This is a genomic window from Mycolicibacterium parafortuitum (assembly GCF_002086815.1).
In the GTDB taxonomy this organism is placed as follows: Bacteria; Actinomycetota; Actinomycetes; order Mycobacteriales; family Mycobacteriaceae; genus Mycobacterium; species Mycobacterium parafortuitum.
Genome location: NZ_MVID01000007.1, coordinates 159,318 through 174,831, shown reverse-complemented (window position 1 = coordinate 174,831; position 15,514 = coordinate 159,318). Strand labels below are relative to the sequence as shown.

At 68.2% G+C, this 15,514-nt stretch carries 12 protein-coding genes; 9 read left to right on the top strand and 3 right to left on the bottom strand.

All coding sequences use genetic code 11. The annotated features are described in order from the left end of the window. Positions 1-243 precede the first annotated feature (243 nt). On the top strand, positions 244-3,360 hold the full coding sequence (gene ileS / locus BST38_RS11110; RefSeq protein WP_083143397.1) for an isoleucine--tRNA ligase: 3,117 nt from the start codon (positions 244-246) through the stop codon (positions 3,358-3,360). Here ileS and BST38_RS11105 read toward each other — a convergent pair. Next, the gene (locus tag BST38_RS11105) at positions 3,357-3,599 is read right to left on the bottom strand and encodes an RNA-binding S4 domain-containing protein (RefSeq protein WP_083143346.1); all 243 of its coding nucleotides are present in this window, start codon (positions 3,597-3,599) and stop codon (positions 3,357-3,359) included. The genes ileS and BST38_RS11105 overlap by 4 nt on opposite strands. Before the next feature lie 30 nt (positions 3,600-3,629). Between BST38_RS11105 and BST38_RS11100 the strand changes: the two genes are divergently transcribed. Next, positions 3,630-4,994 (top strand): DNA polymerase IV, encoded by a 1,365-nt coding sequence (locus BST38_RS11100; RefSeq protein ID WP_083143345.1) that lies wholly within the window; start codon positions 3,630-3,632, stop codon positions 4,992-4,994. Here the strand turns inward: BST38_RS11100 and BST38_RS11095 are convergent, their stop codons facing one another. Beyond that, positions 4,995-5,897 (bottom strand): asparaginase, encoded by a 903-nt coding sequence (locus BST38_RS11095; protein WP_083143344.1) that lies wholly within the window; start codon positions 5,895-5,897, stop codon positions 4,995-4,997. It abuts the gene before it with no gap. 42 nt (positions 5,898-5,939) lie between these two features. On the opposite strand from BST38_RS11095, the gene lspA reads away from it, so the two are divergent. From lspA to BST38_RS11065, 6 genes are all read left to right on the top strand, one after another. Further along, positions 5,940-6,599: a signal peptidase II gene (lspA, locus tag BST38_RS11090; RefSeq protein ID WP_110781719.1), complete on the top strand. Its 660-nt coding sequence runs from the start codon at positions 5,940-5,942 to the stop codon at positions 6,597-6,599. After that, positions 6,596-7,525, top strand: coding sequence for an RluA family pseudouridine synthase (locus tag BST38_RS11085; protein ID WP_083143342.1), 930 nt, complete (start codon positions 6,596-6,598; stop codon positions 7,523-7,525). Before lspA ends, BST38_RS11085 begins: the two co-directional genes overlap by 4 nt. Then, positions 7,522-8,403 carry an EamA family transporter RarD gene (rarD, locus tag BST38_RS11080; RefSeq protein ID WP_083143341.1) on the top strand — a complete coding sequence of 294 codons (882 nt, stop codon included), beginning with the start codon at positions 7,522-7,524 and terminating at the stop codon, positions 8,401-8,403. Before BST38_RS11085 ends, rarD begins: the two co-directional genes overlap by 4 nt. Positions 8,404-8,465: 62 nt before the next feature. Next, entirely contained in the window at positions 8,466-9,140 is a 675-nt protein-coding gene (locus tag BST38_RS11075; RefSeq protein ID WP_083143340.1) for a TetR/AcrR family transcriptional regulator, read from the top strand. Between the two features lie 71 nt (positions 9,141-9,211). Continuing rightward, positions 9,212-12,754: a DNA polymerase III subunit alpha gene (gene dnaE / locus BST38_RS11070; RefSeq protein ID WP_083143339.1), complete on the top strand. Its 3,543-nt coding sequence runs from the start codon at positions 9,212-9,214 to the stop codon at positions 12,752-12,754. Positions 12,755-12,821: 67 nt separating this feature from the next. Next, positions 12,822-13,823 (top strand): WXG100 family type VII secretion target, encoded by a 1,002-nt coding sequence (locus tag BST38_RS11065; protein ID WP_133057218.1) that lies wholly within the window; start codon positions 12,822-12,824, stop codon positions 13,821-13,823. Between the two features lie 11 nt (positions 13,824-13,834). Here the strand turns inward: BST38_RS11065 and BST38_RS11060 are convergent, their stop codons facing one another. Then, positions 13,835-14,065 (bottom strand): hypothetical protein, encoded by a 231-nt coding sequence (locus BST38_RS11060; RefSeq protein ID WP_083143337.1) that lies wholly within the window; start codon positions 14,063-14,065, stop codon positions 13,835-13,837. 125 nt (positions 14,066-14,190) lie between these two features. Between BST38_RS11060 and ilvA the strand changes: the two genes are divergently transcribed. Next, positions 14,191-15,513 (top strand): threonine ammonia-lyase IlvA, encoded by a 1,323-nt coding sequence (gene ilvA / locus BST38_RS11055; protein WP_083143336.1) that lies wholly within the window; start codon positions 14,191-14,193, stop codon positions 15,511-15,513. Position 15,514 lies beyond the last annotated feature (1 nt).

The window sequence follows — 15,514 nt, the reverse complement described above, 5'->3', positions numbered from 1 at the left end:
CCGCTAAACTGTTCGGCAACGGCGTCGATCCGGCCATCACCGGGGAGTCTTCGGAAGAACAGCGTGGGCCCGAGTAAAGCGGCGGGCCCCGCCCAGTAGAACCGAACGGCCGGGCCCGTCACAGCCCAGATTCGAGTGGCGCACACCATGTGTGCGCAAGCGGGGTGGTACCGCGGCGCTCGCGCACCTGCGCGACGTTCGTCCCCGTGCCTAGATCGTGTGATGGCACAGGAGACGCAGCACGTGACCGCATATCCCAAACCCGCCTCCGGCGCGCCGAGTTTCCCCGCGTTGGAGTCCGAGGTCCTCGGCTACTGGGACAGCGACGACACCTTCCGCGCCAGCGTTGCGCGGCGCGACGGTTCGCCCGAGTACGTGTTCTACGACGGGCCGCCGTTCGCCAACGGTCTGCCGCACTACGGCCACCTGCTGACCGGCTACGTCAAGGACATCGTTCCCCGCTACCGCACCATGCGCGGATACAAGGTCGAGCGCCGGTTCGGCTGGGACACCCACGGCCTGCCGGCCGAACTCGAGGTGCAGCGTCAGCTCGGCATCACCGACAAGGCCCAGATCGAAGAGATGGGCATCGAGAAGTTCAACGACGCGTGTCGGGCATCGGTGCTCAAGTACACCGACGAATGGCGCGACTACGTGACCCGCCAGGCCCGCTGGGTCGATTTCGACAACGACTACAAGACCCTCGACATCGGCTTCATGGAGTCGGTGATCTGGGTGTTCAAACAGCTGTGGGACAAGGGCCTGGCCTATGAGGGCAACCGCGTGCTGCCCTACTGCTGGAACGACGAGACGCCGCTGTCCAGCCACGAGCTGCGGATGGACGACGACGTATACCAGAGCAGGCAGGACCCGGCGCTCACCGTCGGGTACCGCGTGACAGACGGGCCCGTCCCGGATCTCGTCGGCGCCTACCTGCTGATCTGGACGACCACCCCGTGGACGCTGCCGTCCAACCAGGCTGTGGCGGTCAATCCCGAGATCACCTACGTCGTGGTGGAGGCCGACGGTCGCCGCTATGTGCTCGCCGAATCGCGCCTCGGCGCCTACGCGCGTGAACTCGGCGAGGAACCCACGGTCGTGGCGACCTACACCGGCCGTGAACTGCTCGACGTGCGGTACGCACCGCCGTTCCCGTATTTCATGGACTCGGCCAACGCGTTCCGGGTGCTTCCCGGTGAGTTCGTCAGCACCGAGGACGGCACCGGGCTGGTGCACATGTCACCGGCCTACGGCGAGGACGACATGGCCACCGCGCAGGCGGGCGGCATCGAGGCCGTGACGCCGGTGGATTCCAAGGGCCGCTTCGACTCGACCGTGCCCGACTACGCCGGCCAGCACGTGTTCGACGCGAACCCGCAGATCATCCGCGATTTGAAGAACGGCACCGGGCCCGCCGCCGCGAACGGTGCGGTGCTGCTGCGTCACGACACCTACGAGCACTCGTATCCGCACTGCTGGCGCTGCCGGAACCCGCTGATCTACCGCGCCGTGTCGTCGTGGTTCATCAAGGTCACCCAGTTCCGCGACCGCATGGTCGAACTCAACCAGGAGATCACCTGGTACCCCGAGCACGTCAAGGACGGGCAGTTCGGTAAGTGGCTGGCCGGTGCGCGGGACTGGTCGATCTCGCGAAACCGCTACTGGGGCAGCCCGATCCCGGTGTGGAAGTCCGACGACCCGGCCTATCCGCGGATCGACGTGTACGGCAGCCTCGACGAACTCGAGCGCGACTTCGGGGTGCGCCCCGACAATCTGCACCGGCCCTACATCGACCAGCTGACACGGCCCAACCCCGACGACCCGACCGGCAAATCGACGATGCGGCGCATCGAGGACGTGCTCGACGTCTGGTTCGATTCGGGGTCGATGCCGTACGGGCAGGTGCACTACCCGTTCGAGAACGAGCAGTGGTTCGAGTCGCACTTCCCGGGCGATTTCATCGTCGAGTACATCGGGCAGACCCGCGGCTGGTTCTACACCCTGCACGTGCTGGCCACCGCGCTGTTCGACCGCCCCGCCTTCCGCACCTGCGTATCGCACGGCATCGTGCTCGGCAACGACGGCCAGAAGATGAGCAAGTCACTGCGCAACTACCCGGATGTCAACGAGGTGTTCGACCGCGACGGCTCCGACGCGATGCGGTGGTTCCTGATGGCCTCGCCGATCCTGCGCGGCGGCAACCTGATCGTCACCGAGCAGGGCATCCGCGAAGGTGTGCGACAGGTGTTGCTGCCGCTGTGGAACGCCTACACGTTCCTGGCGCTGTACGCGCCGGAGAAGGGCACGTGGCGCACCGACTCGACGAACGTGCTGGACCGCTACATCCTGGCCAAGCTCGCGGTGCTGCGTGACCAGCTGACCGCGTCACTGGACGTGTGCGACATCTCCGGCGCGTGCGACCAGCTGCGCCAGTTCACCGAGGCGTTGACGAACTGGTATGTGCGGCGGTCACGTTCGCGCTTCTGGGAAGAGGACGCCGAGGCGATCGACACGCTGCACACGGTGCTGGAGGTCACCGGACGGCTCGCCGCGCCGCTGCTGCCGCTGATCTCCGAGGTGATCTGGCGGGGCGTGACCGGCGAGCGATCGGTGCACCTGACCGACTGGCCCGAGGCCGACCTGCTGCCCGCCGATCCGCAGCTGGTCGCCGACATGGACCTGGTCCGTGAGGTGGCGTCGGTCGGTTCGTCGCTGCGCAAGGCCAAGAAGCTGCGGGTGCGGCTGCCGCTGCCGAAACTCACTGTGGCGGTGGATGACCCGAAGCGGCTGGAGCCCTATCGGGATTTGATCGCCGACGAGCTGAACGTGAAGTCCGTCGAGCTCACCGCCGACATCGCGACCTACGGCAGGTTCGAGCTGACCGTCAACGCCCGCGTCGCGGGCCCGCGCATCGGCAAGGACGTCCAGGCCGCGATCAAGGCGGTCAAGGCCGGCGAGGCCGTCGTCAACGGCGACGGAACCCTGACCGCCGGGCCGGCGGTGCTGCTGCCCGAGGAGTACAGCTCGAAGTTGGTCGCCGCGGATGCGGAATACACCGCGGCGCTGCCCGACGGTGCCGGGTTGGTGGTGCTGGACGGCACCGTCACCCCGGAACTGGAGGCCGAGGGGTGGGCCAAGGACCGTATCCGCGAGCTGCAGGAGCTGCGCAAGTCGACGGGGCTTGAGGTCTCCGACCGGATCTCGGTGGTGATCTCGGTGCCGCCGCAGCATCAGGAGTGGGCGCAGACCCACCGCGATCTGATCGCGGGGGAGATCCTCGCGACCAGATTCGAGTTCGGCGAGCCCGACGGCGGGGCCGAGATCGGCGACGGCGTGCGGGTGGCGATCACGAAGGCTTAGCCGGCGGTGACCCGCGCGGCCCGCCCTGAGAACTCGACGACGTCGCCGGCACGCAGCTGCCTGCCGCGGCGCTGCTCGGGTTCGCCGTTGACGGTGACAGCACCGTCGGCGATCACCGTCTTGGCGTCGGCGCCGGAGTCGATCAGGTTCGCCAGCTTCAGGAACTGGCCGAGCCTGATGGTCTCGTCGCGGATCGCCACATCGAAGGGTTCGGCGCTCGGGTGTGCCACACCGGCCACGCTAACGGCAACGCCCTAGCATCTGCAGCTGTGGCCGCTCGATGGGTCCTGCACCTGGACATGGACGCGTTCTTCGCGTCCGTGGAGCAGTTGACCCGCCCGACGCTGCGCGGACGTCCGGTGCTCGTCGGCGGTCTGGGCGGCCGCGGCGTGGTCGCCGGTGCCAGCTACGAGTCCCGGGTGTTCGGCGCCAGGTCGGCGATGCCGATGCACCAGGCCCGCCGGCTGGTCGGCGCGGCGGCGGTCGTGCTGCCGCCGCGCGGCGTGGTCTACGGGCTGGCCAGCCGCCGGGTGTTCGAGACGGTGCGCGCCAGAGTGCCGGTGCTCGAACAACTTTCGTTCGACGAGGCGTTCGGCGAGCCTGACGTGCTCATCGGTGCCTCGCCCGGGGAGGTGGCGGAGTTCTGCCAGCAGCTGCGTGCCGACGTCGCCGCCGTCACCGGGCTGGTCGCCTCGGTGGGCGCCGGGTCGGGCAAACAGATCGCGAAGATCGCCTCCGGGCTCGCCAAACCGGACGGCATCAAAATCGTCGCCCACGACGAGGAACGCGCGCTGCTGGACGACCTGCCGGTGCGCAAGCTCTGGGGCATCGGCCCGGTGGCCGAGGACAAACTGCACAAACTCGGTATCGACACCGTCGGCGGGTTCGCGGCGCTGTCGGACACCGAGGTCGCCAACATCCTGGGCCCGACCGTCGGGCCGGCACTGCACCGGTTGGCCCGCGGCATCGACGATCGCCCGGTCGCCGAGAACGCCCCCGCCAAACAGATCAGCGCCGAATCGACGTTTCCCGAGGATCTGACCACGCTGCGCCAGCTGCGCGATGCGGCCGGGCCGATCGGCGAGCACGCCCACCGCAGACTGCTCAAGGACGGGCGCGGGGCACGCACCGTGACGGTGAAGCTCAAGAAGTCCGACATGAGCACGTTGACGCGGTCGGCCACGCTGCCGTACGCGACGACCGACGCGGGCACCCTGATCGCGACCGCGCACCGGCTGCTTCTCGACCCCGTCGACATCGGGCCCGTCCGTCTGGTCGGGGTCGGGTTCTCGGGCCTGTCCGACATCCAGCAGGAATCACTGTTCCCCGACCTGGAAGCGGCGACCACCGAGGAACTGACCAGCGTCGGGCCGTCCTCGCCGGCACCGCCGCAGCCGGGTCCGGTCGGGCCCGCGTGGCGGATCGGCGACGACGTGTCCCACACCGAGTTCGGCCACGGCTGGGTTCAGGGCGCCGGACACGGCGTGATGACCGTGCGATTCGAGAGCCGGGCCACCGGGCCGGGCCCGGCGCGCACGTTCCGCGACGACGACCCGGCGCTGTCCCGGGCGAATCCGGTCGACTCGCTGGACTGGCCGGACTACGTCGAGGAGATGACCGGCGCCGAGAGCTGATCAGCCCCAGCGGTCGAAGAACTCGGCGACGGAAGAGCCCGCGCCCAGCGCGGCCATCAGCAGCACCCGCGCCTGGGGCGGCCGCAGGTGCGTGGCGACCACCGCACCGGCGTCGACCAGGTCGCGGCCCGGGCCGTAGGCGGGGCGGACCGTGCCACCCGGCACCCGTGTCGACACCACCACGGAGACCCCGTCGCGGCAGTGTCGGCGCACCCCGTCGATCAGGGCCGCCCCGGCGTTGCCCGACCCGAGGGCCTGCAGCACGATCCCGCGCGCCCCGGCGGCCACGCACGCGTCCAGTGCCGCAGTGTCGGCGCCAGGGTAGGCCGCGACGATGTCGACCCGCGGCGCTGCGGCCGCCGACAGCGGACCGACGTACGGGCGGGCCTTGTCGGCCGAGAGCTGCTGTCCGGCAAAGCTCTGCAGGTCGGTCGTGGCGACCTTGTGTACGCCGAGCGGCTCGAACACGGTGCCGGCGAAGCTGACCACGACGCCGATACCGCGCGATTCGGGCCTGGCCGCGAACTCCAGCGCGGCCGCCAGATTGGCGGGTCCGTCGGCGTCGTCGGCGTCGGCGCTTCGCTGCGCCCCGGTGAGCACCACCGGCGCGGTCCCGGAGTACGTCAGCTCCAGCCAGAGCGCCGTCTCCTCCATGGTGTCGGTGCCGTGCAGCACGACGATGCCGTCGGTGCCGGCGCGGTCGGACGCCTGCCACACCGCGCCGGCGATCCGGTCCCAGTCGGCGGGCGTGAGCTGCGAGCTGTCCACCGCCAGCGCGTCGACGACCTCGACGTCGAACCCCGCCGTCAGGTCGGCTCCCGACCGGGTGGGGCGTAACACATCGTCGGCGTCGGAACTGGTCGAGATGGTGCCACCGGTGGCGATGACGACGAGATGACCCATGCGCGGAATTGTTCCCCACCGCCTCTTTGCGATGATGGGGGCGTGACAGATGAATCATCGAGCCCGGTCGGCCCCGCGACCGGTGACGACCCGGCGGACACCCCGGCCCCGGCCGAGCCGGCGCCGCCGCGCCGCAGGATTCGTCTGCTGCTCGCCGTCGCGGCGGTCGTGCTGATCCTCGACGTGGTGACCAAGGTGCTCGCGGTCGAGCTGCTCAAGCCGGGTCAGCCGGTGTCGATCATCGGCGACACGGTAACGTGGACGCTGGTGCGCAACTCCGGCGCGGCGTTCTCGATGGCCACCGGATACACCTGGGTGCTGACCCTGGTCGCGACCGGCGTGGTCTTCGGCATCATCTGGATGGGACGCAGGCTCGTCTCACCCTGGTGGGCGCTGGGCCTCGGCATGATCCTCGGCGGCGCGCTCGGCAATCTGGTGGACCGGTTCTTCCGCTCTCCGGGTCCGCTGCGCGGCCACGTCGTCGATTTCCTGTCCATCGGGTGGTGGCCGGTGTTCAACGTCGCCGACCCCGCTGTCGTCGGTGGAGCGATCCTGCTGGTGGTGCTGTCGTTGTTCGGCTTCGACTTCGATACGGTCGGCCGGCGCCAGCCGGACGCCAGTGATGAGGTCGGCCGGCGCCAGCCGGACGCTAGTGATGAGGTCGGCCCGGCCAAGCCGGACGTCGAACCCGGGCACGGATGACCACGCGGTCGATGCCCGTGCCCGAGGGGCTGGCCGGGATGCGGGTCGACGCCGGCCTGGCCCGGCTGTTGGGGCTCTCGCGGACGGCCGCGGCCGCCATCGCCGAGGAGGGCGGCGTCGAACTCGACGGAGCGCCGGCGGCCAAGTCGGACAAGCTCGTCGCGGGCGCCTGGCTCGAAGTGCGGTTGCCCGCCCCACCGGATCCGGTGGAGAACACCCCGGTCGAGATCGAGGGCATGGGGATCCTGTACTCCGACGACGACATCGTCGCGGTCGACAAGCCGCCCGGTGTCGCGGCCCACGCGACGGTCGGCTGGCACGGTCCCACGGTGCTGGGCGGGCTCGCCGCGGCCGGGTTCCGGATCAGCACGTCCGGCATCCACGAACGCCAGGGCATCGTGCACCGGCTCGACGTCGGCACCTCGGGTGTCATGGTGGTCGCGCTGTCGGAGCGCGCCTACACCGTGCTCAAGCGGGCGTTCAAGCAGCGCACGGTCGAGAAGCGCTACCACGCGTTGGTGCAGGGCCATCCCGACCCGTCCAGCGGCACCATCGACGCCCCGATCGGCAGGCACCGCGGGCACGACTGGAAATTCGCCGTCGTCGAGGACGGCAGGCACAGCGTCACGCACTACGACACGCTGGAAGCCCACCGCGCCGCGAGCCTGCTCGACATCGAGCTCGAGACCGGCCGCACCCACCAGATCCGGGTGCACTTCGCGGCGCTGCACCATCCCTGCTGCGGGGACCTGACCTACGGGGCCGATCCGACCCTGGCCAAGAAGCTCGGTCTGGAACGACAGTGGCTACATGCCCGGTCGCTGGCGTTCGCGCACCCCGCCGACGGCCGTCGGGTCGAGTTCACCAGCCCGTACCCGGCGGATCTGCAGCACGCACTCGATGTGCTGCGACAGCACGAATTGTGAGGAGAGGGCTCCTTTTCGGCGCCGGCGCCTACCTGATGTGGGGTCTGTTCCCCGCATTCTTCCCCCTGCTCAAGCCCGCGGGTGCGCTGGAGATCCTCGCGCACCGCATCGTCTGGAGCTTCGTGCTGATGGTCGTGGTGGTGGCCGCGGTGCGCCGGATGCGCGACATCGCGGCGATCACCGGCCGGACCTGGCTGCTGCTGATCGCGGCATCGGGACTGATCGCCGCGAACTGGCTGATCTACGTCTATGCCGTGAACAACGGCCATGTCGTCGACGCGGCGCTGGGCTACTTCATCAACCCGCTGGTGTCGATCGCACTGGGGTTGGTGATCTTCCGGGAGAAGCTGAACCGCTGGCAGTTCAGTGCCCTGGCGATAGCGGTGGTCGCCGTGGTGATCCTGACGGTGCAACTCGGTGAGCCACCGCTGGTCGGGATCGGGCTGGCCCTGTCGTTCGGGCTGTACGGCGCGGTCAAGAAACTGGTGCCGACCGACCCGCGGGTCAGCGTCGGTGTCGAGGCCGCGATCGCGACACCGTTCGCGATCGCGTATCTGGTGGTACTGCAGGCCACCGGTGGCGGCACGCTGACCGGGCACGGCGGCGGACATGTCGCGTTGCTGGTGTTGTCCGGGGTGCTCACGGCGCTGCCGCTGCTGCTGTTCGCCGGTGCGGCGCAACTGCTTCCGATGGTCACGCTGGGTCTGCTGTTCTACGTGACGCCGGCGATGCAACTGACCTGGGGCGTGGTGGTGGGCCGGGAGCCGATGCCGCCGATGCGCTGGCTCGGCTTCGCGTTGATCTGGGTCGCACTGGCGGTCTTCACCGTCGACGCGGTGCGTCGCGCGCGGGCCGATCGGCACGCCGTAGAGGCATGATCTGCCGATTATTTGCACACGGGATTGTTGACCCTGGAGTAGCTATGCCCTAGCGTTTGCCCGTGCACAACGAGACGCTCGCGGTCACCGGGGGGCGTAAACGCGGGCGTCCGGCGGGATCGGACTCTGAGCAAACGCGCCGGACCATCCTGGCCGCTGCTCGCGACACCATCGCCGAACGCGGGTACCGGGCCGCGACGTTCCAGCTGATCGCGCAACGCGCCGGGGTCAGCAGGCCGACGCTGCACTACTACTTCGACACTCGTGAGGAGCTTTACGACACGCTGCTCGCCGACGTGTGCGCGCGGGTCCGCCAGTGTGCCGAGGTCGCCGCCGGGGAAGGGTCGCTGCGGCGGCAGTTGGCGGCGTTCACGTCGGAGTTGGGCCGGCTCGGCGCCGCTGAGCCGGCGATGATGAAGCTCGTGGTCACGGCGCGTATCGACCACCATCGCGCCCAGTACCGGCACGATGCGGCCGCCGAGATCGTGGCGACGGTGCACGGGTTCTACGACGCGGCGGTGGCCGATGCCGCGCGGCGCGGCGAGCTGCCGGCGGGCACCGATCCGCGGGCGGTGTCCGACATGCTCTCGGCACTGTTCTGGGGGCTGGGTTTCCACGCCGGATTCCTGACCCCCGGGACGCCTGTACACAACGCTCCTGAGGTAGCCAGGCAATTGCTCGCTCTGCTCGACGGGGGATTGCTGAACGGATCGCTCGGCGCGCCGTCGGCGACGTGATCCGGCGAACCTGAGACACGCGCCGCGACACGCCGAGCGCTGTCGGTGCGCGGCCATAGACTGGCGACCCTATGAGCGGGTCATTCGTGCATCTCCACAATCACACCGAGTACTCGATGCTCGACGGCGCCGCGAAGGTCAAGCCGATGCTGGCCGAAGCGCAACGGTTGGAGATGCCCGCCATCGGGATGACCGACCACGGAAACATGTTCGGCGCCAGCGAGTTCTACAACGCCGCCACCGACGCCGGGATCAAGCCGATCATCGGCATCGAGGCCTACATCGCCCCCGCGTCGCGCTTCGACACCAAGCGGGTGCTGTGGGGCGACCCGAGCCAGAAGAGCGACGACGTCTCCGGTAGCGGTTCCTATACCCACATGACGATGGTCGCGGAGAACGCGACCGGGTTGCGCAACCTGTTCAAGCTGTCGTCGCTGGCGTCGTTCGAGGGCCAGCTCGGCAAGTGGTCCCGCATGGACGCCGAGATCATCGCCGAGCACGCCGAGGGCATCATCGCCACCACCGGCTGCCCGTCCGGTGAGGTGCAGACCCGGTTGCGCCTGGGCCACGAGCGCGAGGCGCTCGAGGCGGCCGCGAGATGGCGCGAGATCTTCGGGCCCGAGAACTTCTTCCTCGAGCTCATGGACCACGGCCTCGACATCGAACGCCGGGTCCGGGAAGGGCTGCTGGACGTCGGCCGCAAGCTCGGTATCCCGCCGCTGGCCACCAACGACTGCCACTACGTCACCCGCGACGCGTCCCAGAACCACGAGGCGCTGCTGTGCATCCAGACCGGCAAGACGCTGTCGGATCCGAACCGCTTCAAGTTCGACGGTGACGGCTACTACCTGAAGTCCGCGGCGGAGATGCGCGCGCTGTGGGACGGCCAGGTGCCGGGAGCATGTGATTCGACGCTGCTGATCGCCGAGCGGGTGCAGTCCTACGCCGACGTGTGGACCCCGAAGGACCGGATGCCGGTCTTCCCCGTGCCCGAGGGGCACGACCAGGGCACCTGGCTCACCCACGAGGTCGCCGCGGGTCTGCAGCGGCGGTTCTCCGGTGGCCCGGTGCCCCAGGAGTACACCGATCGCGCCACCTACGAGATCAAGGTCATCTGTGACAAGGGCTTCCCGGCCTACTTCCTGATCGTCGCGGACCTGATCAACTACGCGAAATCCGTCGGTATCCGGGTCGGGCCGGGCCGTGGTTCGGCGGCCGGCTCGCTGGTCGCGTACGCGCTGGGCATCACCAACATCGACCCGATCCCGCACGGCCTGCTGTTCGAGCGCTTCCTGAACCCGGAACGGCCGTCGGCCCCCGATATCGACATCGACTTCGACGACCGCCGCCGCGGCGAGATGCTGCGCTACGCGGCGAACAAGTGGGGCAGCGACCGGGTGGCCCAGGTCATCACCTTCGGCACCATCAAAACGAAAGCCGCGCTGAAGGATTCGGCCCGCGTGCACTACGGCCAGCCGGGCTTCGCGATCGCCGACCGCATCACCAAGGCGCTGCCGCCGCCGATCATGGCCAAGGACATCCCGGTGTCCGGCATCACCGACCCCACCCACGAGCGGTACAAAGAAGCCGCCGAGGTCCGCGCGCTGATCGACACCGATCCCGACGTGCGGACCATCTACGAGACCGCGCGCGGCCTCGAAGGCCTGGTGCGTAACGCGGGCGTGCATGCGTGTGCGGTGATCATGAGCTCCGAGCCGCTGATCGACGCGATCCCGCTGTGGAAGCGTCCCCAGGACGGCGCGGTGATCACCGGATGGGACTACCCGTCGTGTGAGGCCATCGGCCTGCTGAAGATGGACTTCCTCGGGCTGCGGAACCTGACGATCATCGGCGACTGCATCGAGAACATCAAGGCCAACCGCGGCATCGACGTGGATCTGGAATCGCTCTCGCTCGACGACCCGAAGGCCTACGAACTGCTGGGCCGCGGCGACACCCTCGGGGTGTTCCAGCTCGACGGCGGGCCGATGCGTGACCTGCTGCGCCGCATGCAGCCCACCGAGTTCAACGACATCGTCGCGGTGCTGGCGCTGTACCGGCCGGGCCCGATGGGCATGAACGCCCACAACGACTACGCCGACCGCAAGAACGGCCGCCAGCCCATCAAACCGATCCACCCGGAGCTCGAAGAACCGCTCAAGGAGATCCTGGCCGAGACGTACGGCCTGATCGTCTACCAAGAGCAGATCATGTTCATCGCGCAGAAGGTCGCCGGCTACTCGATGGGTAAAGCCGACGCGCTCCGCAAGGCCATGGGCAAGAAGAAGCTCGAGGTCCTCGAAGCCGAGTACAAGGGCTTCCTGGAGGGCATGACCGAGAACGGCTTCTCCGCGGCGGCGGTGAAGGCGTTGTGGGACACCATCCTTCCGTTCGCCGGGTACGCGTTCAACAAATCGCACGCCGCCGGCTACGGGCTGGTGTCGTACTGGACGGCCTACCTGAAGGCGAATTTCCCGGCCGAGTACATGGCCGGCCTGCTGACCTCCGTCGGCGACGACAAGGACAAGGCCGCGGTCTACCTGGCCGACTGCCGAAGGCTGGGCATCACCGTGCTGCCGCCCGACGTCAACGAATCGGTGCAGAACTTCGCCTCGGTCGGTGACGACATCCGCTTCGGCCTCGGCGCGGTGCGCAATGTGGGCGCGAACGTCGTTGCCTCGCTGGTGAATACGCGTGAGGAGAAGGGTAAGTACACCGACTTCTCCGACTACCTGAACAAGATCGACATCACCGCGTGCAACAAGAAGGTCACCGAATCGCTGATCAAGGCGGGCGCGTTCGATTCGCTCGGCCATCCCCGTAAGGGTCTGTTCCTCGTGCACACCGACGCGGTCGACTCGGTGCTGGGCACCAAGAAGGCCGAGGCGATGGGGCAGTTCGACCTGTTCGGCGGGGGAGATAGTGACGGGGATGCCGGTGATTCTGCGTTCACCATCCGCGTGCCCGACGAGGAGTGGGAGGACAAGCACAAGCTCGCCCTCGAACGAGAAATGCTCGGTCTGTACGTGTCCGGGCATCCGCTCAACGGGGTCGCGCACCTGCTGGCCGCCCAGGTCGACACCCAGATCCCGGCCATCCTGGAGGGCGACATCGCCAACGACACCCAGGTCCGGGTCGGCGGCATCCTGGCATCGGTGAACCGGCGGGTGAACAAGAACGGTCTGCCGTGGGCGTCGGCGCAGATCGAGGACCTCTCCGGCGGTATTGAGGTGCTGTTCTTCCCGCAGACCTACTCGATGTTCGGCGCCGAGATCGCCGACGACGTGGTCGTGCTGGTCGGCGCGAAGGTCGCCAAGCGCGATGACCGGATCTCGTTGATCGCCAACGAACTCGTGGTGCCCGACTTCTCCAGTGCCCAGGCCAACCGCCCGGTCGCGGTGAGCCTGCCCACCCGGCAGTGCACCGTCGACAAGGTCACCGCACTCAAGCAGGTGCTGGCCCGCCATCCGGGCACTTCCCAGGTGCACCTGCGGTTGATCAGCGGTGAGCGGATCACCACGCTGGAACTGGATCAGTCGCTGCGGGTGACCCCGTCGTCTGCGTTGATGGGCGACCTCAAGGAGCTGTTGGGCCCGGGCTGCCTCGGCGGCTGACGGAATCATCCGTTCGGAGGACAGTTAACAGGCTTCCTGTCCGGGGCGGGACAACTAAGGTCGCCTCATGGCGTTGGTAGGCGCTGATACCGATCAGCTGCGCGCAACCGCGGCCTTGTTCACCCAGGCCGCGGACCGACTGCAGGAGTCCGTGCGAGTTCTCAACGGCCAGGTTGTCAACGCCGGTTTCTGGCACGGTCCCGATGCGCAGCGGTTCCGTTCGGAGTGGACCGGGCATTCGGTGTCGGCGATCAACGCCGCGGCACAGGGACTGCGTTCTGGCGCAGAAGCGTTGCGGCGCAACGCTGACGAGCAGGACAACGCCAGCCGGCCCGACGGCGGCAGTGGATCTTCGGCCGCCGCGTCGCGCGACTCGGCCTGCTACGAGCAGTCAGCTCGCGGCCTCAACGACATGTGGAACGAGATCTGTGACATTCCGGGTGACTCGTCCGGCTACCGGGTTCAGGAAGTCGAGGGTCCCGACGGTCAGACCCGCTACGTCGTCTACATCGCCGGGACCGCAAGTCAACTATTTGATGTGCCGAGCTGGTTCGCCAACCAGTCGGGCTTCAACAACGTTCACGCCGCGCGGGGTGCTCTCGACGTGCACCAGGTGAAGCAGTTGGAAAAGCTGATACCCGAGGGGGCGGAGGTGATGCTCGTCGGGTACAGCCAGGGCGGCATGGATGCCCAGAACATCGCGATGTCGGGCTGGCTGAACGTCACCCAAGTTGTCACGTTCGGCTCTCCGGTGCGCAGTGACCTCGATGTCTCAGCTGTGCACATCCATGCGAAGGGCGACAGCGTCCCTGGCAGTGCGGCGGGCAGCCCGGGACCGTATTCCGACTCGGCGATCGCGGCCGAGAACAACAGCGCGATCTTCCACGGCGAATCCGAGAATCACCGGCCCCAGCTGTTCAACGGAACGAACGTCCACTCGAATGCCTACGGTGACCTGTCGAAGAGTTTCGACACCGAAGCGGGTCGGGATGGGACACGCGCCGCCGACGCGGTGGACGGCCTCGACAAATTCCGAGGCAACGTCCGAAATGAGACCGATCTCACCTGAGGTTTGAGGCCTCAGCGGCGAAGAGAGTTGACCAGGCCGCCGCCGGCCCAGATCAGCGTGGCCATCGCGGCTGCGGTCAACACCGCCGGGGTCATGTGCGCGGTCACCAGCGCGACGACGGCGAACGTCAGGAAGCCGACGAGCAGGGCCACCACCTTGTAGGTGGGCCATTCCACTCCGGCGATGGAGATCGTCGACGCCGGCCGCGGTGCTGCTGCATGGAACTGTTCGGCGGTCGTCATGGGTTTCACGATAGCTCGCATCAAAGTTTTCGGCCAGCCGAAACACCGGATCAGGGGCTCCGATTTACATAGCTGTGCTAGGGACTGTTTTTGCCGCTGCGGCCTGCGGTGGCACCATTGATCGGGTGTCCACCGAGCTGAGCCCGAGTCCCCGTAGGGATCCCGCCGACGAGCGCTTGCGCGAGGACCAGATGGCCCTGGCGCCGCTGCGTGCCGCGGACATCGACGAGGCCGCTCAGCGAATTTCCGGTGTGGTGTCGCGGACGCCGCTGCAACTCAGCGACCGGCTGTCCGCGCTCACCGGCGCGAATGTCTACCTCAAGCGCGAGGACCTGCAGGCGGTGCGGTCCTACAAGCTCCGCGGCGCGTACAACCTGCTGATGCAGCTCACCCCGGAGGAGAAAGCCGCGGGTGTGGTCTGCTCGTCCGCCGGCAACCACGCCCAGGGGTTCGCGCTGGCATGCCGGTCGATGGGGGTGCACGGCCGCGTCTACGTCCCGGCCAAGACCCCCAAGCAGAAACGCAACCGCATCCTGTACCACGGCGGTGACTTCATCGAGCTGATCGTCGGCGGCAAGACCTACGACATGGCCGCCGAGGCCGCCCTTCAGGATGTCGCCCGCACCGGCGCCACGTTGGTACCTCCGTATGACGACCTGCGCACGATGGCCGGGCAGGGCACGATCGCCGTCGAGATCCTGGACGAGCTCGGCGCCGAACCCGATCTGGTGATCGTGCCGGTCGGCGGCGGTGGCTGCATCAGCGGCATCACCACGTACCTGGCCGAGCGCACCGCGACCACATCGGTGCTCGGGGTCGAGCCCGCCGGTGCCGCGGCGCTGGTCGCGGCGCTGGCCAATGGCAGGCCCGTGACACTCGACGAGGTCGACCAGTTCGTCGACGGTGCGGCGGTCGCGCGGATCGGCGAGAAGCCGTTCGCCGCGCTGTCGGCAGCCGGTGACATGGTGTCGATCACCACCGTCGACGAGGGCGCGGTGTGCACCGCGATGCTCGACCTGTACCAGAACGAGGGCATCATCGCCGAGCCTGCGGGCGCCCTGTCGGTGGCCGCGTTGCTCGACGCCGACATCGAGCCCGGTTCGACGGTGGTGTGCCTGATCTCCGGCGGCAACAACGACGTCTCGCGCTACGGCGAGGTGCTGGAACGGTCGCTCGTGCACCTCGGGCTCAAGCACTACTTCCTGGTCGACTTCCCGCAGGAGCCCGGCGCACTGCGCAAGTTCCTCGACGAGGTGCTCGGCCCGAACGACGACATCACGTTGTTCGAGTACGTCAAGCGCAACAACCGGGAAACGGGGGAGGCGCTGGTCGGGATCGAGATGGGCGCGGCCTCAGACCTTGAGGGTCTGCTCGAGCGGATGCACGCCTCGGAATGCCATATCCAGTTGCTGGAGCCGGGCTCGCCGACCTACCGCTATCTGACCTGAC

Bases quoted from the DNA above. Each gene is read 5' to 3' on its own strand.
- BST38_RS11065 (WP_133057218.1), top strand. From the start codon at position 12,822: ATGGCGTTGGTAGGCGCTGATACCGATCAGCTGCGCGCAACCGCGGCC.
- BST38_RS11060 (WP_083143337.1), bottom strand. From the start codon at position 14,065: ATGACGACCGCCGAACAGTTCCATGCAGCAGCACCGCGGCCGGCGTCG.
- BST38_RS11085 (WP_083143342.1), top strand. From the start codon at position 6,596: ATGACCACGCGGTCGATGCCCGTGCCCGAGGGGCTGGCCGGGATGCGG.
- dnaE (WP_083143339.1), top strand. From the start codon at position 9,212: ATGAGCGGGTCATTCGTGCATCTCCACAATCACACCGAGTACTCGATG.
- BST38_RS11095 (WP_083143344.1), bottom strand. From the start codon at position 5,897: ATGGGTCATCTCGTCGTCATCGCCACCGGTGGCACCATCTCGACCAGT.